Source organism: Cellulosimicrobium sp. I38E, from assembly GCF_001647255.1.
Classification (GTDB): Bacteria; Actinomycetota; Actinomycetes; order Actinomycetales; family Cellulomonadaceae; genus Cellulosimicrobium; species Cellulosimicrobium cellulans_E.
This window is the reverse complement of the sequence record NZ_LUAZ01000029.1, coordinates 15,952-40,254: the sequence shown is the minus strand read 5'-3', so window position 1 is coordinate 40,254 and position 24,303 is coordinate 15,952. Positions and strand designations below refer to the sequence as shown.

Annotated in this window: 19 protein-coding genes; 12 read left to right on the top strand and 7 right to left on the bottom strand. The window is 74.3% G+C overall.

The features are described 5' to 3' along the window. Positions 1-6: 6 nt before the first annotated feature. Both A0J59_RS11070 and A0J59_RS11065 read right to left on the bottom strand, forming a co-directional pair. Entirely contained in the window at positions 7-4,698 is a 4,692-nt protein-coding gene (locus A0J59_RS11070; RefSeq protein WP_064316126.1) for a hypothetical protein, read from the bottom strand. Between the two features lie 145 nt (positions 4,699-4,843). Beyond that, a complete protein-coding gene (locus A0J59_RS11065) occupies positions 4,844-5,983 on the bottom strand; it encodes a diacylglycerol kinase family protein (RefSeq protein ID WP_047231918.1) in 1,140 nt (379 codons plus the stop codon). A gap of 72 nt (positions 5,984-6,055) precedes the next feature. On the opposite strand from A0J59_RS11065, the gene serS reads away from it, so the two are divergent. The 3 genes from serS (at position 6,056) to A0J59_RS11050 (ending at position 8,703) form a co-directional block, all read left to right on the top strand. Continuing rightward, the gene (serS, locus tag A0J59_RS11060) at positions 6,056-7,339 is read left to right on the top strand and encodes a serine--tRNA ligase (protein ID WP_024839177.1); all 1,284 of its coding nucleotides are present in this window, start codon (positions 6,056-6,058) and stop codon (positions 7,337-7,339) included. Positions 7,340-7,374: 35 nt separating this feature from the next. Next, positions 7,375-8,160: an HAD family hydrolase gene (locus A0J59_RS11055; protein WP_053369822.1), complete on the top strand. Its 786-nt coding sequence runs from the start codon at positions 7,375-7,377 to the stop codon at positions 8,158-8,160. A 96-nt stretch (positions 8,161-8,256) separates the two neighbouring features. Then, a complete protein-coding gene (locus tag A0J59_RS11050) occupies positions 8,257-8,703 on the top strand; it encodes a GNAT family N-acetyltransferase (protein ID WP_064316125.1) in 447 nt (148 codons plus the stop codon). 80 nt (positions 8,704-8,783) lie between these two features. Here A0J59_RS11050 and A0J59_RS11045 read toward each other — a convergent pair whose 3' ends face one another. The 3 genes from A0J59_RS11045 to map form a co-directional block, all read right to left on the bottom strand. Next, positions 8,784-8,960: a helix-turn-helix transcriptional regulator gene (locus A0J59_RS11045; RefSeq protein ID WP_156186311.1), complete on the bottom strand. Its 177-nt coding sequence runs from the start codon at positions 8,958-8,960 to the stop codon at positions 8,784-8,786. Positions 8,961-8,979: 19 nt separating this feature from the next. Continuing rightward, positions 8,980-9,456 (bottom strand): hypothetical protein, encoded by a 477-nt coding sequence (locus tag A0J59_RS11040; protein ID WP_052877483.1) that lies wholly within the window; start codon positions 9,454-9,456, stop codon positions 8,980-8,982. 89 nt (positions 9,457-9,545) lie between these two features. Then, positions 9,546-10,337: a type I methionyl aminopeptidase gene (gene map / locus A0J59_RS11035; protein WP_064316124.1), complete on the bottom strand. Its 792-nt coding sequence runs from the start codon at positions 10,335-10,337 to the stop codon at positions 9,546-9,548. A gap of 232 nt (positions 10,338-10,569) precedes the next feature. On the opposite strand from map, the gene A0J59_RS11030 reads away from it, so the two are divergent. From A0J59_RS11030 to A0J59_RS11010, 5 genes are all read left to right on the top strand, one after another. Further along, the gene (locus A0J59_RS11030) at positions 10,570-11,580 is read left to right on the top strand and encodes a LacI family DNA-binding transcriptional regulator (protein ID WP_047231922.1); all 1,011 of its coding nucleotides are present in this window, start codon (positions 10,570-10,572) and stop codon (positions 11,578-11,580) included. A 257-nt stretch (positions 11,581-11,837) separates the two neighbouring features. Continuing rightward, complete coding sequence (locus A0J59_RS11025) at positions 11,838-13,244, top strand: ABC transporter substrate-binding protein (protein WP_047231923.1); 1,407 nt, start codon at positions 11,838-11,840, stop codon at positions 13,242-13,244. 182 nt (positions 13,245-13,426) lie between these two features. After that, positions 13,427-14,410 carry a carbohydrate ABC transporter permease gene (locus A0J59_RS11020; RefSeq protein WP_047231924.1) on the top strand — a complete coding sequence of 328 codons (984 nt, stop codon included), beginning with the start codon at positions 13,427-13,429 and terminating at the stop codon, positions 14,408-14,410. Continuing rightward, positions 14,407-15,357 carry a carbohydrate ABC transporter permease gene (locus A0J59_RS11015; protein WP_047231925.1) on the top strand — a complete coding sequence of 317 codons (951 nt, stop codon included), beginning with the start codon at positions 14,407-14,409 and terminating at the stop codon, positions 15,355-15,357. Before A0J59_RS11020 ends, A0J59_RS11015 begins: the two co-directional genes overlap by 4 nt. 107 nt (positions 15,358-15,464) lie before the next feature. Further along, entirely contained in the window at positions 15,465-16,385 is a 921-nt protein-coding gene (locus A0J59_RS11010; RefSeq protein WP_064316123.1) for a DMT family transporter, read from the top strand. A gap of 35 nt (positions 16,386-16,420) precedes the next feature. On the opposite strand, the gene A0J59_RS11005 is transcribed toward A0J59_RS11010, so the two are convergent. Together A0J59_RS11005 and A0J59_RS11000 are read right to left on the bottom strand one after the other, a co-directional pair. Continuing rightward, positions 16,421-17,065 carry a bacterial proteasome activator family protein gene (locus tag A0J59_RS11005; protein WP_047231927.1) on the bottom strand — a complete coding sequence of 215 codons (645 nt, stop codon included), beginning with the start codon at positions 17,063-17,065 and terminating at the stop codon, positions 16,421-16,423. Between the two features lie 70 nt (positions 17,066-17,135). Beyond that, positions 17,136-18,113, bottom strand: coding sequence for an NAD(P)H-quinone oxidoreductase (locus A0J59_RS11000; RefSeq protein ID WP_047231928.1), 978 nt, complete (start codon positions 18,111-18,113; stop codon positions 17,136-17,138). A 231-nt stretch (positions 18,114-18,344) separates the two neighbouring features. On the opposite strand from A0J59_RS11000, the gene A0J59_RS10995 reads away from it, so the two are divergent. The 4 genes from A0J59_RS10995 (at position 18,345) to A0J59_RS10980 (ending at position 24,217) form a co-directional block, all read left to right on the top strand. After that, positions 18,345-22,286: a nitrate- and nitrite sensing domain-containing protein gene (locus A0J59_RS10995; RefSeq protein WP_172820046.1), complete on the top strand. Its 3,942-nt coding sequence runs from the start codon at positions 18,345-18,347 to the stop codon at positions 22,284-22,286. A gap of 36 nt (positions 22,287-22,322) precedes the next feature. Next, entirely contained in the window at positions 22,323-22,772 is a 450-nt protein-coding gene (locus A0J59_RS10990; protein WP_024839165.1) for a roadblock/LC7 domain-containing protein, read from the top strand. 34 nt (positions 22,773-22,806) lie between these two features. After that, positions 22,807-23,193, top strand: a complete 387-nt coding sequence (locus A0J59_RS10985; protein WP_031317001.1) for a DUF742 domain-containing protein — start codon at positions 22,807-22,809, stop codon at positions 23,191-23,193. 391 nt (positions 23,194-23,584) lie between these two features. Then, the gene (locus A0J59_RS10980; RefSeq protein WP_047231929.1) at positions 23,585-24,217 is read left to right on the top strand and encodes an ATP/GTP-binding protein; all 633 of its coding nucleotides are present in this window, start codon (positions 23,585-23,587) and stop codon (positions 24,215-24,217) included. Positions 24,218-24,303: the final 86 nt, after the last annotated feature.

The following is a 24,303-nucleotide window of genomic DNA, read 5'->3' as shown; positions in this document are numbered from 1 at the left end:
CCAGGCTCAGGGCGTCGCGCTCCCCACCCGCGAGGCGGTGCCCTCCGACGCCGTCCCCGCCGCGTCCGGCGCGACGCTCGGGGTGTCCTCCCGCGCATCCGGCTCGTCGTCGGTCCCGGTGCCGTCGCCGACGGCGTGCAGCGCCGCGACGGTGAGCAGCGGGACCGCCGGGATGAGCGCGACGAGCGCGATGCGCACGCCGAAGTCGTTGACCAGCGACCCGGCGACGCACACGATCCACAGGGCGAGCACGGTCGGGCGCACGAGCGGCCACGCGGCCTCGGTGCGGGCGAACCACGCCGGCGTGAACCGCCGCGGCCAGAACAGCACCAGCGCCGCCGCGACGAGGACCAGGATCGTCAGCCACACGGGCACGCCGCCCAGCACGGAGCGGGCCGCGTAGCCCGCCTTGCGCAGCAGCGTCTCCCAGGCCGAGCCGTCCACGACCTCGCCGACGAACCGGCCGAGGTGCGAGCGCTCGTCGGCCGGGCGTAGCCAGTCGAGCACGCCGACGGCGGCGACGAGCCCGACGCCCGCTGCCGCGACGAGCAGGAAGCGCCGCCACGTGACGCGCGCCCCCGAGGCGGCGAGCCCCAGGACCGCGAACGCCGGGACCACCACGAGCCCGCCACCGAGGTCGGCGCCGAGCGTCGGCCACACGTCCACGACCATCGTCACGACGCCGATGACGCCCACGACCGTCGCGGCGACGTACCGGTGCCCGCGGGCGACGAGCCACTGGGCGAGCGCCGCGGCCAGCACGAGCGCCGCGACCGCGTATACGGAGAACGTCGGGTTGCCGAACCCGTAGAACCGCGCGCCGAACGTCGGCGCGGAGCCGAGCGGGCTGGCGCGGTTGAGCGGCGTCCCGACGAGCGCGTCGAGCGTGAGCACGGCGAACGTGATGCCCGCGACGATCCCCGGCCCGAGCCACACCGGGCGGCGCGGGGCGAGCGCCCCCAGGCCCGCGACCGCCGCCGTCGCGAGCACCGTCGACACGACGATCGCGAGCATCTGGTTCCCGAACCGCCACCAGCCCGTGAGCGACACGAGGAAGGCCGCGGTCGGGACGGCTGCCACGACGAGCGCGGCGCCCCGGGCGACGTGCGCGGCGCGGGCCCAGCGGACCCGGGCGCGGTCGCCGGCCGCGCGCGCGGCCCGCGGCGCGAGCAGCAGGCAGAGCCCGGCGATCACGAGGCCTGCGTAGAGCGGCACGTCGACGAACGCGGTGTAGACCGCGCGGCGCACGTGGTCGAGCGTCGTGAGGTCGGCGAGGGCGTCCGCGGTCGAGGTCGCGTCCGGGGGCCGCGGCGAGCCCCAGGCGAGCGGCGTGTCCTGGATGCGGGCGGGGATCGTGGTGCCCGCGGCGTCGAGCACGGTCGCCGGGACGTCGAGGACGCGCGCGACGCCGTCCGTCCGCGTCGCGGCGCTGGTCAGGTAGCGCGCCTGCTCGGGTCCGTCGAACGACGGCCGCACGAGCGTCGCGCCGAGCGCCGGCCGGGTGCCGGGCGTCCCGGCGACGTCGACGACGAGCACGGTCGTCCCCGTCGGGGCGGCGTCGAGCACCGCGCCGACGGTGGCGTCCACGGCCGCGAGCCGGTCCGCCCGCAGGGAAGCCCGTAGCGCGGCGCGCTCCTCGGCCGGGAGGTCGGGGTCGACGGCCGGTGCCGTCGCGTCGCCCGCGTCGACGACGGTGACGGGGCACGAGAACGCGTCGCTCCCTGGCGACGTCGCGGACGCGAGCTCTCGGTAGCGCGCCACCTCCCCCTGGGAGTCCGCGAGGGCGAGCGCCGCCCCGGGCCCCACGGCGGTCGCGCACACGGCCGCCGTGCCGCCGGCGGAGCCGTCGCCGCCGAGCGCGTCGCCCAGGACGCCCAGGCGCGCCTGGTACCCGGAACCCCGCTGGAGCGCGACGAGGTCGTCCCACCCGTCGATGCGGGCGCCGCCGGCGATGCCGTCCGAGGCTCCGTCCGGGGTGGCGACGGGCTGCGGCGTCGGGCACGCCCACGAGCCGTCCGGGGCGCGCTCGGTCGCGACGTCGGCGAGCTGCCCGGCGGAGAGGGCGAGCCACCCGCCCACCGTGCACCGGCTCGCCGCGCCCGTGGGCTGGGCGACGCCGCCGGCGCCGGCGCCGTCCGTGAGCAGCGCGTGCAGCGTCGGCGTGGTGGCCGCCGTGACGTCGCTCCACGCCACGCCCGTCGTCCCGACGACGACGAGCGGGCGGTCGGTGGCGATGGCGTCGGACCGGGTGACCGACGCCTCGCCGCCGGCCCGCGACGCCGCCGACGCGGGCCGCTGGTCCGTCGAGCCGAGCACGGTCGACGTGAGCAGGACGACGAGCAGGAGCCCGCCGCCCACGGTGAGCAGCATCGTGGGCATGCGCCGGATCCCCGGCTCAGGGACGGCGGCCGCCGCGCGCCTCGGCGCCGCGTCGGCGAGGAAACCGGGCACGACCATCGCCGTCGCGACGACGACGACCATGACGCCGATGATGACGCCCGAGTCGTTGAGCACGGAGCCGACGCCCGCGACGACGACGAGCGCGACGACGAGGTCGTGCAGCAGCGGCCAGCGCTCGTAGGCGCGCGCGACCTCGGGCAGGCGGAAGCGCTCGGGACGCAGCGCGGCGACGGCCACGAGCACGACGAGCACCGCGGCGACCGCACCGGCCGGTTGCGCGACGGTCTGCCACGCGCCCACGGCCTTGCGCCCGATCACCTCGAGCGCGGCGCCGTCGACGACGGTCTGCACGAACCCGCCGAGGTGGGAGCTGCCGCCCGGCAGGAGCCAGTCGACGACGGCGACGACCGCGACCACGAGCACGGTGGCCCCCGCGACGACCAGCGCGCGCAGCCACGTGATCCGCACCCGCCCGACGAGCAGCGCGAGGACGGCGAACGCGGGCACGAGCGCGAGGATGCCGCCGAAGTCGGCGCCGAACGCGGGCCAGCCGTCGACGACGACCGTCACCGCCCCGACCGCGACGACGAGCCAGGCCGCCAGCCGGCGTCGCCCCCGGACCAGCGCCGTGGACGCCAGGCCGCCCGCGAGCACGAGGCCCGCGACCGCGTACACCGCGAACGTCACGTTGTTGAAGCCGTAGAAGCGCGTGAAGCCTGCGACGGCGGACGTGCCGAGCAGGGACGCCTGCTGGAGCGTCGTGCCCGTCGCGCCGTCCACGGTGAGGACGAGCCACGTGACGCCGGCGAGCGCCGTCGGCAGCGCCCACGGGCGGCGCGGGAGGAGGCGCGACACGACCCAGGCCACGAGCGCGACGGCGACGGCGCTCACCGCGAGCGCGAGAGTGAGCGCCGGAGCGGGCGCGCTCCACACCCACCACCGTGACAGGCTCGCGAGCGAGGCCGCGACGGGGGCCGCGGCGGCGACCATGAGCACCGCGGACAGGACGCGGGTCCCTGCGCGCCCGGGCCGTGGCGGCAGGCCGCGGCGCGCGGCGGACCGCCGCGCCCACAGGGTCCCGCCGAGCGCGAGCACGAGGGTCGCCACGAGCAGCCCGACGAGCACGGGGTAGAGCGTGGGGATCGTGCTCGTCAGCACGTTGAGGTACTGGCGGTTCTCGACCGTGCGCGCGACGTCCATGCGCCGGACCTCGCCCAGCGAGAGGGGCGCGCCGTCGAGCCCCTCGGTGCTGCCGCCGGCCTGCTCGACGACCGTCGCCGTGAGGTCGACGAGCTGGACGATGCCGTCCTGCTGCGTGCTCGGGGAGTGCAGCCAGCGCCGTGTGGGCTCGCCCTTGCGCCAGTCGACGACGACCGGGAGCCCCGGCTCGCCGACGGGCCCCGCGGGCACGCCCGCCACGAGCACGCGCGTCCCGCGGTCGACCTCGTCCATGACGCGGGAGAGCGCCTCGTCGAGCGCGTCGAGGCTCTGGCCCCGTCCGGACGAGGAGTCGACGATCTCGCCCTGGTCGACCACCGTGACGTCGCACGCGTCGAGCCCGCCCTCGGGCAGCGCGGCGAGCGCGGACGCGTACCGCTCGACGTGCCCGGTCGCGTCGGCGAGCATGACGGCCGCGCCCGGGCCGACCGCCGTCGTGCACACGCCGGTCTCGGCGAGCCGGGCCGCCGCGGTCCCGGGCGCGTGGTGCGTCGTCGGGGCGGTCGCCTCCTCCTCGGACGGCGCGGTGAGCGTCGCCCACCCGGGGACGTCGGCGGGCTGCGCCTCGAGCGTCGTCGCCCCCGACGCCGTCGTGGCGGGGGCGGGCAGCGGCGGGCAGCCGGTGGTGGGCGGCTCGGCGTCGGCGGGCGGCGTCGCCGTCGGCTCCTCGGCTGCCGGCTGGGAGGACGTCACCATCTGCCCGGCGGACAGGGTGAGCCACGCGTCCGTCGCGCACGTCGTCCGCCCGACGCCGAGCGACGCGACCGAGCCGGTCCGGATCATCGACCACAGCGTGGGCGTCGCGGTGGGCGAGACGTCGCTCCAGTAGAGCCCCGCCACGGCGACCAGCACGACCGGCCGCGGGTCGTGCGTCGGGACGGGAGAGCCGCCCGCGATCGTCGTGCCCGCCGTCGTGCCCGACGGCGCCGCGGCCGCGGAGGGCGCGGCGACGGCCCCGAGCGCGGTGAGCAGGGTGAGCGCGACGGCCGTCGCCAGCGCCGTCGCACGGGTGCCCCGGCGCCCCCAGCGACGAGCGGGGAGCGTGCGGGCAGGGGGGAGCGCGGCGGCCGGGAACGTCACCGGACCAGCCTACGGGGGCGCCTCGCGCCCGGACCGGGCCGACGAGCGGCGTCGTCGCAGGTCCGCGCGGGACGCTCACGCGCCCTCCACGCCCCTCGCGCGGGGCGCCCACAGCGAGCGCCAGGTTCGGCGATCGCGGTCCTCGTCAGGCGGTGCGGACCACGAGTGCGCCGGGGTCGACGCGCGCCTCGATCTCGACGGCGAGGCCGAGCACGTCGCCGTCGACCTGGGCCTGCTCGCCGCCCTCCACGCGCACGCGGACGCGCCGGGCGCGCGCGTGGTCGATGCGTCCGATCTTGGCGGGCAGGTCGTTGCGCACGCCGAGGCCCTGCATGACCACCTCCCCGAACAGCTGTGCCCAGCCGACGACCCCGCCGCGCGTGTCGATCGCGGCGATGTCCAGGATCCCGTCGTCGATCACCGCGTCGGGCAGGAGCGTCAGGCCCCCGGGGAGGCGGCCGCAGTTGCCGATGAGGAGCGAGCGCAGCCGCGCGTCGACGGGCGGCGTGTCGTCGAGCTGGAGGCGCGCGCGCATGCGGCGCCCGTGCAGGTGCCGGATGCCCGCGACGAAGTAGGCGACCCAGCCCACCTTCGCCTTGAGGTCGTCGTCGGTGTCGGCGACCATCGCGGCGTCGAACCCGAGGCCGGCGATGACGAGGAAGATGTGCTCCTTGTCGGTGTCCCGGGCGGGGTCCGGCGCCGTCCCCGGCTCGTCCCCCTCGGCGGGGGTGACGTCGGCGTAGCGCAGGACCTTGACCCAGCCCACGTCGACCGGCCGGTCGGACCCCGCGATCACGACGGCCAGCGCGGCGCGCGCGTCGCCCACCGGCAGGTCGAGGTTGCGCGCGAGGAGGTTGCCGGTGCCCACCGGGACCAGGCCCATGGTGCGGCCGCTGCCGACCATGCCCTCGGCGACCGCGCGGACCGTGCCGTCCCCGCCCACGGCGACGACGACGTCCGCGCCCCGTGCGAGCGCGGCGCGGGTTTGCCCGACGCCCGGGTCCTCGACCGTCGTCTCGAACCACAGCGGGTCAGGCAGCGCGGCGTCCGCGAAGGCGGCGCGCACGAGCGCCTCCAGGCCCACGACGTCGGGCTTCGACGGGTTGGCGACGAACGCGACGAGCTCGCGCGGGTCGTCCTCGACGGGGGGCTCCTCGACGGGAGGCGCGTCGTCGCCGTGGGCGCGGCGCTGCCGGGTCTGCTGCGCGCGCAGGCCCAGCGCGACGACGAGTGCCACGACCGCGACGGCGAGCGCCGCGATCGCGAGCCAGAGCGTCCAGGACATGGCGACACCGTAGCGGGGCCGGGGCGGGAAAGGACTGCGACCGGGCGGCGCGCAGTTCGTTAGGCTGCTGGCGTGATCGACCTCCGCCTCCTGCGCGACAACCCCGACATCGTCCGTGCCAGCCAGGTCACCCGTGGTGACGACCCTGCGCTGGTGGACGCCGCCCTCGACGCCGACGCGCGCCACCGCGCCGCGCTGAGCGAGTTCGAGAGCCTGCGCGCCGAGCAGAAGTCCCTCGGCAAGCAGGTCGCCCAGGCACAGGGGGAGGAGAAGCAGGAGCTGCTCGCGCGCACCAAGCAGCTCGCGGCCGACGTCAAGGCGCGCCAGGCCGACGCGGACGCCGCGGCGGAGGAGCTGCGCGGGCTGCTCTACCGCATCTCGAACGTCGTCGCGGGCGCGCCGGCGGGCGGCGAGGACGACTACGTCGTGCTGCGCGAGGAGGGCACGATCCGCGACTTCGCCGCGGAGGGCTTCACGCCGCGCGACCACCTCGACCTCGGCGAGGGCCTGCGCGCGATCGACACCGAGCGCGGCGCGAAGGTGTCGGGCGCGCGGTTCTACTACCTCACGGGCGTAGGCGCGCGCCTCGAGCTCGCGCTGCTCAACGCCGCGATGGACACGGCGGTCGCTGCCGGGTTCACGCCCGTCATCACGCCGACGCTCGTGCGGCCCGAGGTCATGCAGGGCACCGGGTTCCTCGGCGCCCACGCGGACGAGATCTACCGCCTCGAGAAGGACGACCTCTACCTCGTCGGGACGAGCGAGGTGGCGCTCGCGGGCTACCACGCGAACGAGATCGTCGACCTGTCGGCCGGGCCGCTGCGCTACGCCGGCTGGAGCGCGTGCTACCGCCGCGAGGCCGGCTCGCACGGCAAGGACGTGCGTGGCATCATCCGCGTGCACCAGTTCCACAAGGTCGAGATGTTCTCCTACTGCGACCCGGCCGACGCCGAGGCGGAGCACCAGCGCCTGCTCGGCTGGGAGGAGCAGATGCTGCGCCTCGTCGACCTGCCGTACCGCGTCATCGACACCGCTGCGGGCGACCTCGGGTCGAGCGCCGCGCGCAAGTTCGACTGCGAGGCGTGGCTGCCCACGCAGCAGCGCTACCTGGAGCTCACGTCGACGTCGAACTGCACGACGTTCCAGGCGCGCCGCCTCAACGTGCGGGAGCGCGTCGAGGTCGACGGCAAGAACGAGACGCGCACCGTCGCGACGCTCAACGGCACGCTCGGCACGACGCGCTGGATCGTCGCGATCCTCGAGAACCACCAGCAGGCCGACGGCTCGGTCCGCGTGCCGGAGGGCCTGCGCCCGTACCTCGGGGGCCTCGAGGTGCTCGAGCCGGTGGTGGCGTGACGGGTCCCCTCGTCCCGGACGACGCGTCCGGGCCGATGCTCGTGGCGCTCGACATCGACGGCACCCTCATGTCGTACGACCAGGAGCTGTCGGAGGACGTGCGCGACGCCGTCGCCGACCTGCGCGCGGCGGGCCACCACGTGGTGCTCGCGTCCGGGCGCTCGCTCATCGCGATGACGCCCGTCGCGGAGATCCTGGGGATCGACCGCGGCTGGGTCGTCGCGTCGAACGGCGCGGTGACGGCGCGGCTCGACCCCGAGGAGCCGGAGGGGTACGTGCTGGAGGACGTCGTGACGTTCGACCCGGGCCCGGCCCTGCGGCTCCTGCGCGAGCACCTGCCCGACGCGCGGTACGCCGTCGAGGACGTGGGCGTCGGGTTCCGCATGAACGAGCTCTTCCCCGACGGCGAGCTCGACGGCGTGCACCGCGTCGTCGAGTTCGACGAGCTGTGGTCGGGGGAGGTCACGCGCGTCATCGTCCGGTCGCCGGGGTCCACGAGCGAGCAGTTCCACGAGCTCGTCGAGCGCCTCGGCCTGGACGACGTGACGTACGCCGTCGGCTGGACGGCGTGGATGGACATCGCGCCGCTGGGCGTCACGAAGGCGACCGGGCTCGAGCTGGTGCGGCGCGCGCTGCACGTCCAGCCCCACCGGACCGTCGCGGTCGGCGACGGGCGCAACGACGTCGAGATGCTCCGCTGGGCGGCGCACGGCGTCGCGATGGGCCACGCGGACGCCGTCGTGCAGGCCGCCGCGGACGAGGTCACCGGCTCGATCGAGGACGACGGCGCGGCCCACGTCCTGCGCAGCCTCCTGCCCTGACCGCGAGGTAGAACCGCAGGACGCGAGATAGAGCTCGCGGGGTTCTACGTCGCGACCTGCAGTTCTACCTCGACGGGATGGGTAGCGTCTGCTGACATGACGTCCGACGCCAAGACCGTCTGTGTCCGCCGTGCGCGGGCGGACGACGCCGGGGCGGTCTGGCCGCTCGTCGTCGACTTCGCGACGTCGTACGTCCCTGAGCGTTGCGCCTTCGACGTGTCGTTCGCGCTGCTCCTCGCCGACCCGCACGCGCTGGTGCTCGTCGCGCAGGCGCGGGAGGACGTCGTCGGTCACCTCGTGGCGCACCGCCATGCGACGCTCTTCGCCAACGCGCCCGTGGCGTGGGTCGAGGAGGTCATGGTCGACGCCGACGCCCGCCGTCGCGGGGTAGGCGGCCTGCTCATGGACGCGGCCGAGCGGTGGGCCGAGGACGCGGGTGCCGCGTACGTCGCGCTGGCCACCCGGCGGGCCGCCGGGTTCTACGCGAGGCTCGGGTTCGAGGAGTCGGCGACATTCTTCCGCAAGCGCCTCCGGAAACCCTGAGGATCTCGTGCGCGAGGGTGTCGAGAACCGCTATCAGGTTCCGTCCCGGTGTGCGGCGACGGCTCGGTGGCTCTCCGGGCTCAGGGGCGGAAGACCTCCTCGATGCGGCAGCCGAACACCTCGGCGATGCGGAACGCGAGCGGCAGCGACGGGTCGAAGCGGCCGCGTTCGATCGAGATCACGGTCTGTCGCGAGACCCCGAGACGGCTGGCGAGCTCGGCCTGCGACCAGCCGAGCCCGGCGCGGCGGGCTGCCATGTCGTTGTCCACGGGCGCCCTACGACTCGCGCCGGGAGACGACGGCGTGCCGGACGACGAAGTCGACCATCGCGACCAGCACGACCACCGCGAGGACGAAGGAGACGCTCAGCTCCAGCCCGGTGAGACTGACCGCGGTGAGCGCGAGCCCGGCGACGACGAGCACGTCCCAGAACGCGCCGGCCGCCGCCCGCTCCGTCCAGCGCCGCTCGACGTTCTCCTCGGCGTGCGGCTCGGGCGTGCTCGTGCGCGGCCGGACGACGAGGAACCAGCCGAGCGCGGCGGCGGGCGGCAGGACGCACACCGTGAAGACAGCCGCGACGAGCCAGAAGTCCTCGCGCCGGAACAGGCCGGCGGCGACGCCGACCGACGCCGCGACGGCGAGCGCGACCAGCACGGCCCCTGCCCAGGCCCACCAGGGAGCGGCGCGGTCGCCGAGCACGTGCTCGTGGTCTTGCAGCCTGCCGTCGTCGGCCGGGACGGGTGCGTCGCTCACGGGTATCTCCTCATGCGTAAAGCGTGCTTGACAGGTCGAGCCAACCAGCGTCGGCGCACGCTGTCAAGCGTGCTTGACATGGGAGAGGTTCAGTCCCGCGGCTCGCGCGCGGTGAGGACGACCGGGCCGTCGGGCGTGATCGCGACGGTGTGCTCGCTGTGCGCGCCGCGCGACCCGTCGGCCGAGCGCAGGGTCCAGCCGTCGGGGTCGGTGTAGATCTCGTCCGTGGTCTCGAGGAACCAGGGCTCGATCGCGATGACGAGGCCCGGCTTGAGCGGGAACCCGCGCTTGCGGCGGCCGTCGTTGGGGATGTGGGGCTCGCCGTGCATCGTGCGGCCCACTCCGTGCCCGCCGAAGTCGGTGTTCACCGAGTACCCCGCGGCGTGCGCGACGTCCGCGATGGCGGCCGAGATGTCGCCGACCTTCTTGCCCGGCTGCGCGGCGGCGATGCCGGCCTCGAGCGCGCGCTCGGTCGTCTGGATGAGCTTCGCGTCGGCCTCGCCGAGCGCACCCGCGCGCGGCGTCCCGACGACGAACGACAGCGCCGAGTCCGCGACCCACCCGTCGACCGACGCGGCGAAGTCGATGCTCAGCAGGTCGCCGTCGCGCAGCGCGTAGTCGTGGGGGAGGCCGTGCAGGACGGCGTCGTTGACGGACGTGCAGATCACCTTGCCGAACGGGCTCGCGCCGAACGACGGGTGGTAGTCGATGTAGCAGGACTCGGCCCCGCGGTCGCGGATCATCTTGTGCGCGACCTCGTCGAGCTCGAGCAGGTTCGTCCCGACCTTGGTGGCGGCGCGCACCGTGGTGAGGACGTCGGCGACGAACCGCCCCGCGGGTCGCATCTGGTCGATCTCCCGCGGGGTCCTCAGCTCGATCATCGTGGTCCTTCCGGTTCGCAGGTGGGGTGCCCGACGGCGGCGCGGCCGGCTCGAGCGGTGCCGAGCGGTGCCGCGGGACGGGCCTTCCCACGATATCGGTCACCGTGCCGCGGTGCGGCGGCGGGCGAGGCGCGGGCACGCCGGGCGGGGGCGCAAGCGCTTGCATCGATCTGCTCACGATGCGGCACGGCGCCTCGCCACCCGGCGTCCCGGCGTGGCAGCATCACCCGTCGTGGCAGGTATCGACGACGTAGCCCAGGCCGCCGGCGTGTCCACGGCGACCGTCTCGCGCGCCCTGCGCGGCCTGCCCAACGTCTCGGAGGCGACGCGCCTGCGGGTGCTCGCGGAGGCGGCACGGCTCGGCTACGTGCCCACGCCGTCGGCGGCGTCGCTGGCCACCGGCCGCACCCGCACGATCGGCGTGCTCACCCCGTGGGTCAACCGGTGGTTCTTCGCCAACGTCATCGAGGGCGCCGAGCGCGCGCTGCGGGACCTCGGCTACGACGTCCTGCTGTACACGTTCGACGTGCGCCGGACGTCGTCGCGCCGCCGGGTCGACCCGAGCGTGCTGCGTCACCGCGTGGACGGGACGCTCGTCGTCGGCCTGCCGCTCGACGACGACGAGGTGCGCTCGCTCGTCGGGCTCGCCCGGCCGCTCGCGTTCGTCGGGTCGGGGCCGGCCGACCAGGTGACGGTCCGGCTCGACGACGTCGCGACGGGCCGGGCCGCCACACGACACCTGCTCGAGCTCGGGCACCGGGTCATCGGCCACGTCACCGGGGTGCCCGACCTCGTGTCGTCGTGGTCGCCGCCCGTCGAGCGGGCACGGGGCTACGTCCGCGCGCTGGAGGAGGCGGGGATCGTCGTCGAGCCGGACCTCGAGGTGAACGGCGACTTCGACGTCGCGGGAGGGCGCGAGTCCACGGCGGAGCTCCTGCGCCGCCGGCCCGACGTGACCGCCGTCTTCGCGGCGTCGGACGAGATGGCCATGGGCGCGATCCTCGCGGCGCGAGACCTCGGGCTGCGGGTGCCGGAGGACCTGTCCGTCGTCGGGGTGGACGGTCACGACCTCGGGGAGCTCGTCGGCCTGACGACGATCGCCCAGGACGCGTACCAGCAAGGCTTCGACGCGGCACTCCTCCTGCTCGAGATGATCAACGGCGCCCCGGTACCAGAGAGCCTCACCTATCCGACCGAGCTGGTGCGCCGCGGCTCGACGGCGCCGCCGGGCGCCGGAGGCTGAGGTCCCGCGTCTCGCCGCGCGCTCGACGACCCCGCGTGGGAGCGTGGCCAGGAGAGGAGGGGCGAGAGAGCGCGCACCCGGCGCACGTGACGGAATCGTTACGCAAACTCGCCTCCCCTGTGCTTGCGGCAGCGGGATGCAACCGCTTGCATGGTGCCTAGGGCGAGAGCGCACCCGCGCTCGCGACGTCGCGATGCGCCCGGTCCTCACCGGACCGGGGTGACGGCGTCCGTACCCACGACGAGGTGGAGGCTGACATGACCAGGACCACGAGGACCAGCGCGGCGCGTCGCCGCACGCTGGTGGTCGCCGCCGGCGGCGCGAGCCTCGCGCTCGTGCTCGCGGCGTGCAGCGGCGGTGGCGGCGGCGGGGGCGACGACGAGTCGCCGAGCGCCGAGGTGGACTGCGCCGACTACGAGCAGTACGGGGACCTGTCCGGCAAGACGGTGTCGGTGTACGCGACGATCGTCGACACCGAGGCGGAGCAGCAGCAGGCGTCGTACGAGCCGTTCGAGGAGTGCACGGGCGCCACGATCGAGTACGAGGGCTCCAAGGAGTTCGAGGCGCAGCTCCCCGTCCGCATCCAGTCGGGCAGCGCGCCCGACATCGCGTACCTGCCGCAGCCGGGCCTGCTCCGCCGGATCGTCGCGGACTTCCCCGACGCGATCCAGCCGGTCGGCGAGGACGCCGCGGCGAACGTGGACCAGTACTACACCGAGTCCTGGAAGGACTACGGCACCGTCGACGGGACGCTCTACGCGACCCCGCTCGGCGCCAACGTGAAGTCGTTCGTCTGGTACTCGCCGTCGATGTTCGAGGACGCGGGGTACGAGGTCCCCACCACGTGGGACGAGCTCATGGAGCTCTCGGACCAGATCGTCGCGGACAACCCCGGCGGCGACATCAAGCCGTGGTGCGCCGGCATCGCGTCCGGCGAGGCGACCGGCTGGCCGGCCACCGACTGGATGGAGGACGTCGTCCTGCGCACCGCGGGTCCCGAGGTCTACGACCAGTGGGTCAACCACGAGATCCCGTTCAACGACCCGCAGATCGCCACGGCGCTCGCCACGGTCGGCGACGTGCTGAAGAACGAGGAGTTCGTCAACGGCGGCCTCGGCGACGTGAGCACCATCGCGACGACCGAGTTCACCGAGGGCGGCTACCCGATCATCGACGGCCTGTGCTACATGCACCGCCAGGCGACGTTCTACCAGGCCAACTGGACGACCCTGGACCCCGACCTGGTGGTCGCGCCCGACGGTGACGTGTGGGCCTTCTACCTCCCGGGCGAGACCGCGGAGGACAAGCCGCTGCTCGGTGGCGGCGAGTTCGTCGCCGCGTTCACCGACCGTCCCGAGGTCCAGGCGTTCCACGCCTACCTGTCGAGCCCGGAGTGGTCCAATGCCAAGGCGAGCGTGACCCCGCAGGGCTGGATCAGCGCCAACAACGGCCTCGACCCCGAGCTGCTGCAGTCGCCCATGGACCAGCAGGCGTACGAGCTGCTCACGGACGAGAGCTACACGTTCCGCTTCGACGGGTCGGACATGATGCCCGCCGCCGTCGGCGCCGGCTCCTTCTGGACCGAGATGACCGAGTGGATCGCGAGCGACAAGTCCGACGAGGCCGTCCTCGACGCCATCGAGGCGTCCTGGCCGACGTCCTGACCCGCGGGTGACCCGGGGCCCGATCGCGCGGCACGTGCCGCGAGCCGGGCCCCGGGTCCACGCGTCGACCCCGGGGGCGGGTCGTCCGGGGGGCCGATCCCCGGGCGGCCCGTCCCCGGGCCGTCCCCGCTGAAACACCACGTCGTCGCCCGGCCGCCGCCGGCCACCTCAGGAGCTCTCACATGGACTGGTTGCTCGAACCCGCCGGGACGGGGGGCAAGCTCGCGGTGATGCTCGTCGCGATCCTGCTCTTCGTCGTCGTCATGGGCCTGATCCTCTTCCTCGTCGACCGGCCGCGGCGCGTGCCGGGCTGGGTCGTCGCGCTCGCCTTCGCCGGGCCCGCGATCGTCATGCTCGCGTTCGGCCTGCTCTACCCGGGCCTGCGCACGATCCGGGACTCGTTCTACAACCGCACGGGCTCCGCGTTCGTCGGTCTCGACAACTACGTCACGGCCTTCACGCGCGACGAGTTCCAGATCGTCCTGCGCAACACGGCGATCTGGGTCATCGTCGTCCCGCTCGTCTCGACGTTCCTCGGCCTCGTCTACGCGGTCGTCGTCGACCGGTCGCGCTTCGAGAAGTTCGCGAAGACCCTCATCTTCCTGCCGATGGCGATCTCCATGGTCGGCGCGGGCATCATCTGGAAGTTCATGTACGAGTACAAGCCGGCGAGCCAGCCGCAGATCGGCCTGTTCAACCAGGTCCTCGTCTGGCTGGGGCTCGAGCCGCAGCAGTTCCTGCTCAGCGCGCCGGCGAACACGTTCTTCCTCATCCTCGTCATGATCTGGATCCAGGCCGGGTTCGCGATGACGATCCTCGCGGCCGCGATCCGGGCGATCCCGGACGACATCGTCGAGGCAGCCCGCCTCGACGGCGTCGGCGGCATGCGGATGTTCCGCTACATCACGGTCCCGAGCATCCGCCCCGCGCTCGTGGTCGTCCTCACGACGATCGCGATCGGCACGCTCAAGGTCTTCGACATCGTCCGCACCATGACCGGTGGTCGCTTCGAGACGTCGGTCGTCGCCAACGAGTTCTACACGCAAGCGCTGCGGCAGGGCGAGCAGGGGCTCGGGGCCGCGCTCGCGGTCATCCTGTTCGTCCTGGTCATCCCAATCATCGTGTACAACGTGCGGCAGCTGAAGCAGGCGGAGGAGATCCGATGAGCACCCCACTGTCTGCCTCCGTCCCGGACGCCCCGCTCGTCGACGAGACCGCCGAGGAGGGCAGCGGCAAGGGCATCGTCGCGGGCCTCGACGAGCGCGCCGGAAAGGTGCGCCGCAGGGTCTCGTCCCGACCGGCGTCGATCATCGCGATCGTCCTCGCCGTCCTGTGGACCATCCCGACGTTCGGTCTCCTCGTCACCTCGTTCCGCCCGCCGCGCGAGATCCGGCGGTCGGGCTGGTGGGAGGCGTTCGCCAACCCCGAGTTCACGATCGACAACTACACCGACGCCCTCTTCGGCGGGTCGACCAGCTTCGCGACCTACTTCATCAACTCCCTGGTCATCACGCTGCCCGCGGTGATCATCCCCATCACGCTCGCGTCGCTCGCGGCGTACGCGTTCGCGTGGGTGGACTTCAAGGGACGCAACCTGCTGTTCGTCGCCGTGTTCGCGCTCCAGATCGTGCCCATCCAGGTCACGCTCGTCCCGCTGCTCACGCAGTACGTCGACTGGGGGATCGACGGGTCGTTCTGGCCGGTGTGGCTGTCGCACTCGATCTTCGCCCTGCCGCTCGCGATCTTCCTCCTGCACAACTTCATGAAGGACATCCCGCGCGAGCTCGTCGAGGCGGCCCGCGTCGACGGCGCCGGGCACGTGAAGATCTTCTTCCAGGTGCTCATGCCGCTGCTCGTGCCCGCGATCGCGGCCTTCGGGATCTTCCAGTTCCTCTGGGTCTGGAACGACCTGCTCGTCGCCCTGACGTTCGCGTCCGGCCAGGACACCGCGCCCATCACCGTGCGCCTCGCCGAGCTGTCCGGCTCGCGCGGCGCGAGCTGGCACCTGCTGCCCGCGGGCGCGTTCATCTCGATGGTCGTCCCGGTCATCGTGTTCCTCGCGCTCCAGCGGTACTTCGTGCGCGGCCTCCTCGCGGGTTCGGTCAAGGGCTGACGCACTCCTCGAGCATGCGGTCGCGGCCCGTCGGTCCTGTGTGACGGGCCGCAACCGCACGCTCTGCGGGCGACGGTTCCCTGCCGGAGCGGTCGTAGAGTCGGGCGGTGCCCACCCGCCCCGTCGCCCTCGACCGCGTCCCGGTCCCGGCGCTGTTCGTCGTCTCGGGGCTGACGCAGTACCTGGGCGCGGCGATCGCCGTCGGGCTGTTCGCCGTGGCCGGCGCGATCGAGGTCGGGTGGCTGCGCATCGCGGCGTCCGCGGTGCTGCTGCTCGCGTGGCGCCGGCCGTGGCGTCACCGGTGGACCCGGCACGACCTCGCGTGGGTCGCCGTCTTCGGCGTCGCCCTCGCCGCGATGAACCTCGCGTTCTACGTCGCGATCGACCACCTGCCGCTCGGGACGGCCGTCGCGATCGAGTTCCTCGGCCCCGTCGCGGTCGCGGCGGTCACGGGCAGCGGGTGGCGCGAGCGGGGCGCGATCGCGGTCGCGGGAGCCGGCGTCGTGCTGCTCGCCGGGGTGACGATCGAGTCCGACCTCCCGCGCGCGGACGCCGTGCTCGGGCTCACCGCGATCGGCGTCGCGGCCGCGTGCTGGGCGGCGTACATCCTGCTGGGTCGGCGGGTCGCCGTCTCCGGGTCGGGCGTGACGTCGCTCGCGGTCGCGATGACCGTAGGCGCCCTCGTGTTCGCGCCGTTCCTCGCGCCCGACGCCGTCCCCGTGCTCGGCGACTGGCGGCACGTGGTCGCGATCGCCGGGATCGCCCTCTTCTCGTCCGTCGTCCCGTACGCGCTCGAGCAGGTCATCCTCCGCCGGGTCAGCGCGGCGACGTTCTCCGTGCTGCTCGCGCTGCTCCCGGCGACGGCCGCCGTCGTCGGGGCCGTCGTGCTGCGCCAGGTGCCCACGGTCCCGGAGCTGGTCGGACTCGTCCTCGTGTCCGGCGCGATCGCCATGACCGCCGCGCGCCCGGGCGGCCGGGACGCGACCCCGCCCGACGACGTCGCGCCGCTCGACCCGCCGCCCGCCTGACCACGGGGCCCGGACGGGCGGCAGGGCGCGGTGACTCAGAGGTACTGACCCGGGGAGGGCCGTCCGTCGTGCTCGTCCGGCCGGCCGGGGTGCCCCGGCATCCCGCCCGGCGCGCCGGGGCCCATGGGTGGCAGCGAACCCGGCGGCAGGGCGCGACGCATCTGCGAGAGCTGCGCCTGCGCCGCCATCTGCTGGGCGACGAGCGCCGTCTGGATGCCGTGGAACAGGCCCTCGAGCCAGCCGACGAGCTGCGCCTGCGCGACGCGCAGCTCCGCGTCGGTCGGGACCGTGTCGTCCGAGAACGGGAGCGTGATCCGGTGCAGCTCCGCCACGAGGTCGGGCGACAGGCCCTCCTCGAGCTCCGTGAGCGAGCGCTCGTGGATCTCGGCGAGCCGCGACCGTGCCGCCTCGTCGAGCGGGGCGTCCCGGACCTCGTCGAGGAGCTTCTTGATCATGCCGCCGATGCGCATCACCTTGGCCGGCTCCTCGATGACCGTCGCCGGGTTGCGGTCGGGGTCGGTCGAGTCGTCGCTCTCGACGACGCTCACCCCCGTCCCGTCCGGCATCACGACCGTGGCGCGGGCGGGCTCGTCGGTCTCGTCGACGGCGTCCTCCGCACCGTTCGCGGGCTCAGGGGCGGTCGGCTCGTCGGGACGGGGGTCGCGGGGTTCGTCAGCCATGGGTCCAGTCTGGCGCGCGGTGCCCACGCGCGCACCGACGGCGCACGCTCTCCTGTGCGGTCGGCCGGGGTCAGGGCACGAGGAGCACCTTGCCGAAGACCTCGCCCGAGTCGAGCAGCTCGTGCGCCCGTGCGGCTTCCTCGAGCGGGAGGCGTGCGTGCACCACCGGGCGCACGCGCCCGTCCTCCACCATCGGCCAGACGTGCGTGAGGACCTCGTGCACGATGCGCGCCTTCTCCGCCGGGGGCCGCGCCCGGAGCGTCGTCCCGGCCACGGTCGCGCGCCGGGCGAGGAGGAGACCCAGGTCGAGCTCCGCGCGTCGTCCCTTCTGCATGCCGATGACGACCAGGCGCCCGCCCGTGGCGAGCACCTCCAGGTTGCGCGGCAGGTAGGCGGCGCCGACGACGTCGAGCACGACGTCCGCGCCGTGCCCGCCGGAGGCGTCCCGCACCGCGGCGACGAAGTCCTCCTCGCGGTGGTCGACGGCGAGGCTCGCCCCGAGCGCGAGGCACCGGTCGGCCCGGTCGCGCCCGCCGGCGGTGACGGCCACGCGGGCACCGAGCGCGGCGCCGACCTGCACGGCGAGGGTCCCGACACCGCCCGACCCGCCGTGCACGAGCAGCCACTCGTCCGGGGCCAGGCGACCGACGTCGACGACGTTGCTCCACACCGTGCACGCCGCCTCGGGGAGCGCGGCGGCGTCCACGAGGTCCACGCCGTCGGGGACGGGGAGCACCTGCGTCGACCGGACACGCACCTGCTCCGCGTAGCCGCCGCCGTCGAGCAGCGCGACGACGCGGTCACCCACGGACCATCCCGTCACGGACTCCCCGACGGCCGCGACCGTGCCCGAGACCTCGAGGCCGGGCCAGTCCGGTGCTCCGGCGGGTGGCGGGTAGGATCCGGCGCGTTGTAGCAGGTCAGCGCGGTTCACGCCAGCGGAAGCGACGTGGACCACGAGCTCGTCCGGTCCGGGGGTCTGGTCAGGGAGCGCGGAAACCGTTAGTTTCTCAGGGCCACCGGGGGCCGATATCGTGACGCCTCGCACATCGCCGAGACTACGCGGACGGCCCGGGAGGCGCCGGTTCGCCGACGGGGCGTCGCGGGAGCGGGGCGAAAGTTCACGCTCCTCGCGGATTAGGTGTCCGGGGGATGTGCACCGATAGTTAGTACGCACGACCGGGGAGCGGAGCCCGGGAGGCGCCGCTGCCACGCGCGCCGACCGCGCCGCCGAACGGGTGGACCAGGGTGATGGAGGCAGGTTCGTATGCTCCGCAGGTTGAGCGTTCGCGGGAAGATCCTTGCGGCTCTCGCGGTGCCCGTCCTCGTCCTCTTCGCGGCCGCCGCGATCATCTCGGCCCAGGCCATCGGGTCGGCGCGCGACGCCAGCCAGACGAGCGCGCTCGTCGGTGCGCTCGCGGCGCAGGACGCGGCGGGGACCGAGATCGCGGCCGAGCGCACGTACTCCTTCCTGGACGCGAACGCCGGGACCGAGGACAGCGAGGCGCAGATGATGGCGCAGCGCGAGAAGACGGACAAGGCGCTCGACGCGCGCGACCGCGCGTACGAGAGGCTCGACACGTCGGCGCTCGACCCGCGCGTGCGAGAGGCGGTCGCCGACACGATCGCGGACCGGAACGACCTGACGGCGGTCCGGCAGTCCATCGACCGGTCGTCCATCGGCCAGCTCACGCGCATCTCGCAGTACAACGCGCTCATCGACTCAGCGCTCGACGTGCCCCGTACGCTCGCCGACACCGCCCCGGACCGTGCCCTCGCGCAGTACCTCGACGCCTACGTCCTCCTCGACGAGCTCCTCGCGCAGCAGGCGCTCGAGCAGCCGCTCGCCGGAGCGGTCCTCGCCGCCGCCCAGGTCGGCCAGGAGAGCAACGAGACGAGCCAGCAGGCCGCGGTCCTGGTGACCAACGGCGACGCCCTCACGGCGCGCGCGGGCACGGCCGTCCGACGGCTCCCGGGAGACTTCCGACTGGTGCCGCCGGGCGCGACGTACAACCAGATCCGACAGAACCTCGCGGGCTCCCGGCCCAAGGCGACGCCTCCCAGCCAGGCCGCGCAGTGGCCGGACCTGTCGCAGGCGGACCGCGACCAGACGAGCCCGGTGCGCGACGACGTCCGCAGCGCGACCGCGGAGAAGGCGTCCGACCTCGCGGGTGCGGCGACGACCCGCGCGGTCGTCACGATCCTCGCGACCCTCGCGGCGGTCATCGCCTCGATCCTCGTCGCGGGTCTCATCGCCCGTGCGATCGTCAACCCGCTGCGGCGCCTCACCGACGCGGCCGAGGACGTGCGTGACCAGCTGCCGCGGCTCGTCGAGCAGGTCGCCGTCCCGGGCCAGGGCCCGGGCATCGACCTGGCACCCATCACGGTGGAGTCCACGGACGAGGTCGGCCAGCTCGCGACCGCGTTCAACGACGTGAACCAGACGACCATCAAGGTCGCGCGCGAGCAGGCCGCCCTCCGCGGCTCGATCGCGGAGATGTTCGTCAACGTCGCGCGCCGCGACCAGGTGCTCCTCAACCGGCAGCTCGCGTTCCTCGACGACCTCGAGCGCTCCGAGGAGGACGCGGGCACGCTGTCCAACCTCTTCCGCCTCGACCACCTCGCGACGCGTATGCGCCGCAACGCGGAGTCCCTCCTCGTCCTCGCGGGCATCGACTCGGGTCGCCGCGTGCGGCAGCCCATGCCGGCCTCGGACGTCATCCGTACGGCGTCCTCCGAGATCGAGCTGTACGACCGCGTCCGACTGAACCTGGTCGTCGACCCGCTCATGCTCGGGCACAACGCGCTCAACGCCGCCCACCTGCTCGCCGAGCTCCTCGAGAACGCGACGATGTTCTCGGAGCCGCACACGCCGGTCGAGGTCACGACCGGCCGCGACGAGCACTTCGTCTACGTGACGGTCCGCGACCACGGTCTCGGGATGACGCCGGACGAGATCGCGGAGGCGAACCGCAAGGTCGCGACGCACGCGGCGTCGGACGTCGTCGGCGCGCAGCGCCTGGGCCTCTTCGTCGTCGGTCGCCTCTCCGACCGTCTCGGCGCCAAGGTCCGGTTCAGCGCGGGCGGCGACGACCAGGGGACCGAGGTCGTCGTGTCCTTCCCGGCCGCCCTCTTCGTCCCCGACTCGAACGTGCCGCTCCCGCAGCCGACGGACCCGCTCGAGACGAGCACGCAGGCGGCGGCCCAGCAGCTCGCCGGCGCGGGCGCCGTCCCGGCGCTCCCCGCCGCCGACGTCGCGGCCCCGGCCGGTCCGTCGATCCCGGCACCCGCCGCGACGGCGTCGTTCCCGACCGTGGAGCCCGAGGCACCCGCCGCGGTGCCCGTCGACCTCGACGCGCTCACGGACGGCACCACGCAGACCGGCATGCCCCGCCGCCGCTCGCGCACGGTCGACCCGGCCGCCGCGGCGCCGAGCGCGTCCTTCGCGTCAGGTCCCCAGACCGGTGCGATCGTCCTGCCCCCGCTCGCCACGCCTGCGCTGCCGGAGCAGCTCCCGGCGGCGGACGAGGCGTGGAGCCCGCCCGCCGAGGTCGCCGACGCCGGCGCCGCGCTCCCGAGCAGGTCGCGCTCGGCCGCGAGCCCCGTCGAGCCGGTCTCCGCCGAGATCCCCGTCCTCGACGTGAGCACGCGCAGCGCCCTCTTCTCGAGCTTCCGCCCGGTCGGCGACCGTCCGGCCACCGAGAACCCGGTGGAGCTGCCCGTCGCCCCGGACGTCACGGCGACGGACATCCCCCTCGTCTCCGAGGCCCCGGCCGACACCCCGGTCCAGCAGGACGTGTGGACGCCGCAGGATCCCGCCGTCGCGCCGGCCCCTGACTCCTGGGCCCCCCAGCAGGCGTGGGCGCCGGAGCAGCCCGCCGAGCAGGCCTGGACGCCGGAGCCGGCTGCTGACGCCTGGGCACCCGAGCAGCCCGGTGAGCAGGCGTGGACGCCGGAGCCGGCCGCCGAGGCGTGGGCACCGTCGTCCGTGGCCGACGCGCCGCTCGACGCGACCCGGGTCGTGCCCGCTGTCGCGGCCGAGCCCGTCGACGAGGCGACGGTCGCGCGCGTCCCGCTGGTCGAGCGTGCCCCTGCGGCCGCTGAGCCGGCGGCGGCTCACGTGCAGACCCCTGCCCCGGCCCCGGCGCCCGCCGTGGCCGACTCCGAGGCGGCGGCGGTCCCGGTCGTGTCGGCGCGCGACGAGGCCGAGCCGGCGGAGGACATCCCCGCGGAGCTCACCTTCGAAGCGCTCCCCCGCTTCGAGGAGCTGATGGCCGACCTGCCGACGCGTCGCTCGCTGCGCGAGAGCCAGGCGCGCAAGCGCGGTCTCTTCGGTCGGCGCCCCCGGACGACCGCGACGCCGCAGGCGCGCCCGGCCGGGCCGTCCCCGGAGGCCCTGGCGTCACGCCCCGCCGGAGCTCCCGCAGCTCCGGCTCCGGCAGCCCCGACGCCGGAGCCCGTCCCCGCAGCCTCTGTGGTCGCCGCTCCTCCGGTCGCGGCCCCGGCGGTCCCGTCGCAGGAGCACCAGGCCCCCGCGCGCTCGTCGGCGTTCGCGCCGCGGGCAGCACAGCCTGCGGGCGGTGCGACCGCGGCGTCGTTCGCCCCGGAGCCGTTCGCCGCCCCCGTGCAGGAGACGCGCACGCTCGCCCCCGTGCAGGAGACGCGCACGCTCGCCCCGGTGCAGGACGTGCCGTCCGCGGACACCGGCTTCGCGGCGCCCGAGGCGTCCTTCGCTGCCCCCGAGGCCGCGCCGAGCCCGGCTGCGGTCGGGTACGGACCGCCGACACCGCTCGTCCGGCGGCAGGTGGGGGAGGCGATCGAGCCCCTGGAGCCCGGGTACATCGCCGACTCGGTCGAGGCGCGGTCGGACTGGATGGCGTCCGCGGTGCTGTACGAGGAGATGTCCACCCTGCTGCAGGGCAGCACCGACTTCCAGGAAGCGACCTTGGCGGACCCGAACGACGGCATCTACCAGCCCCTCCAGGTCGACGGCACGACGGCGGCAGGCCTGACCCGACGCTCGCGGGGCGAGGAGCGCGAGGGCTACGTCGACCGCTTCACGGCGCGCATCGACCGTGACCCGGAGCAGCTCCGGGCCCGTCTGTCGGCGTTCCAGTCGGCCACGGCCCGTGGCCGTGTCGAGGGCCAGGACGAGACGAGTTCGACCTGGACCCCCCAGGCCATGGATTATGTCCCTGATTCAGCGCCGCAGGCGCGGTGACGACATGCCGTCTGCGGCAACTGACGAGGAGGAAGAGTGAACGCGCTCAGCACCGAGGCAACCAACTTCGGGTGGCTGCTCGACAACTTCGTGCGGACGGTCCCGGGCAGCCGGCACACGCTCGTGGTGTCGGCGGACGGCCTGCTCATGGCGATGTCGGACCAGCTCGACCGCACGAGCGGTGACCAGCTCGCGGCGATCGTCTCCGGCATGTCGAGCCTGACCCGTGGGGCGGCCCGGCAGCTCAACGGAGGGAACGTCCGCCAGGCCATCATCGAGATGGACAACGGGTTCCTGTTCCTGATGAACGTCTCGAACGGGTCCGTCCTCGGCGTCGTGGCGGAGGCGAACTGCGACATCGGCCTCATCGGCTACGAGATGGCGCTCCTGGTCTCCCGTACCGAGGCGACACTGACGCCGCAGCTCATCTCGGAGATGCGGGGTAGCCTTCCCGTCGACGGCGCGACGCGAGCCCCGGTGGGATGAGGACTGATCGATGACGAACGTACCTTTCGGCAGCATGGGAGCACACGACGGGTACGAGGCGGCGACGGTCCGCCCGTACGCGGTCACGGGTGGTCGTGTGCGCTCCGCCACGTCCGACCTCCCGCTCGAGGCGCTCGTCGAGGTCATGCCGGGCGCCGTGAACAGCTTCGGGCTCCCGCCCGAGAAGCGCTCGATCCTCCAGCACGCCGCGCACACGTACGTCTCGATCGCCGAGCTCTCCGCGCTCCTGCGCCTCCCGCTCGGTGTGACGAAGGTGCTCGTCGCGGACCTTCAGGAGGACAACTACATCACCGTCCACACGTCGACCCCGCTGAACGTCCACACGGGTCACGGCAGCAACCACTCGGGTCTGTCCCTGAGCGTCTTGGAGAGTGTTCTCAATGGCATTTCCACCCTCTGACGGCTCGGGCAGCGCGCCGCAGGCAGGGCAGCCGTCCGGGGTGATCGGGGGTGTGCCCGGTAGCCAGTCGGCGGTCCGTCAGACCGCGTGGGCACCGGTGAGCGCGCCCGTCGGCGTGCCCACCCAGGCTCCGGCGGCTGCCGTCCCGGCGCGTCCCGCCACGCCCCCGGCGGCACCTGCGCCGCAGTCGGCGCCGACGGTCTCGGCCCCCGCTCCGACGACGGCGGCCCCGGCCGCTCAGGCAGCCGCTCAGCCACGTACCGCGCCACAGCCCGTCGCGGCCGCGCAGCCCACTGCTCCGGCGCAGCCTGCCGCCCCGGCTCAACCTGCCGCCCCGGCGCAGCCTGCCGCCGCCGCGCAGCCCGCCGTCCCGGCACGGCCCGCCCCCTCCGTGGCGCCGGCGCAGCCGACCGCCGCGGCGCAACCCCCGGCAGCGCAGCCCGCAGCAGCCGCGGCGACCGCACGGACGGCGCCGACGGTCGTCAAGATCGTCGTCGCCGGCGGGTTCGCCGTCGGGAAGACGACGTTCATCGGGTCGATCTCCGACGTCGAGCCGCTCAACACCGAGGCTGCGATGACGGAGCACTCGGTCGGCGTCGACGACGCGGGCGGCGTGTCCGACCGCAAGACGACGACCACCGTCGCGATGGACTTCGGCCGCGTGTCGCTCCCGGGCAACCTGTGGCTGTACCTGTTCGGCACGCCGGGTCAGGACCGCTTCCTCTTCATGTGGGACGACCTGGTCCGCGGTGCGATCGGCGCCGTCGTGCTCGTGGACACCGACCGTCTCGAGCAGTGCTTCCCGGCGATCGACTACTTCGAGTCGCGCAACATCCCGTTCGTCGTGGGCGTGAACTGCTTCGACGGCGTGGCCAAGCACAAGCTCGAGGACGTGCGCGAGGCGCTGCAGATCCCCGCGCACGTGCCCATGCTCTACACGGACGCCCGCTCGCGGGCGGCGACCAAGCAGACGCTCATCGCGCTGGTCCAGCTTGCGATGCGCCAGCTCCGCGGCGCCGCCTGACGACGCGTCGGTACCCCGCACGACCGCACGACGGCGGGCCGCCCTCCTCGGGGCGGTCCGCCGTCGTCGTGCCCGGCCGGGGCGTG

Excerpts from the sequence above, each read along its gene's own strand:
- A0J59_RS11065 (WP_047231918.1), bottom strand. The coding sequence starts at position 5,983 with ATGTCCTGGACGCTCTGGCTCGCGATCGCGGCGCTCGCCGTCGCGGTC.
- A0J59_RS11055 (WP_053369822.1), top strand. The coding sequence starts at position 7,375 with ATGCTCGTGGCGCTCGACATCGACGGCACCCTCATGTCGTACGACCAG.
- A0J59_RS11050 (WP_064316125.1), top strand. The coding sequence starts at position 8,257 with ATGACGTCCGACGCCAAGACCGTCTGTGTCCGCCGTGCGCGGGCGGAC.
- A0J59_RS11045 (WP_156186311.1), bottom strand. The coding sequence starts at position 8,960 with ATGGCAGCCCGCCGCGCCGGGCTCGGCTGGTCGCAGGCCGAGCTCGCC.
- map (WP_064316124.1), bottom strand. The coding sequence starts at position 10,337 with ATGATCGAGCTGAGGACCCCGCGGGAGATCGACCAGATGCGACCCGCG.
- A0J59_RS11025 (WP_047231923.1), top strand. The coding sequence starts at position 11,838 with ATGACCAGGACCACGAGGACCAGCGCGGCGCGTCGCCGCACGCTGGTG.
- A0J59_RS11020 (WP_047231924.1), top strand. The coding sequence starts at position 13,427 with ATGGACTGGTTGCTCGAACCCGCCGGGACGGGGGGCAAGCTCGCGGTG.
- A0J59_RS11015 (WP_047231925.1), top strand. The coding sequence starts at position 14,407 with ATGAGCACCCCACTGTCTGCCTCCGTCCCGGACGCCCCGCTCGTCGAC.
- A0J59_RS11005 (WP_047231927.1), bottom strand. The coding sequence starts at position 17,065 with ATGGCTGACGAACCCCGCGACCCCCGTCCCGACGAGCCGACCGCCCCT.
- A0J59_RS10985 (WP_031317001.1), top strand. The coding sequence starts at position 22,807 with ATGGGAGCACACGACGGGTACGAGGCGGCGACGGTCCGCCCGTACGCG.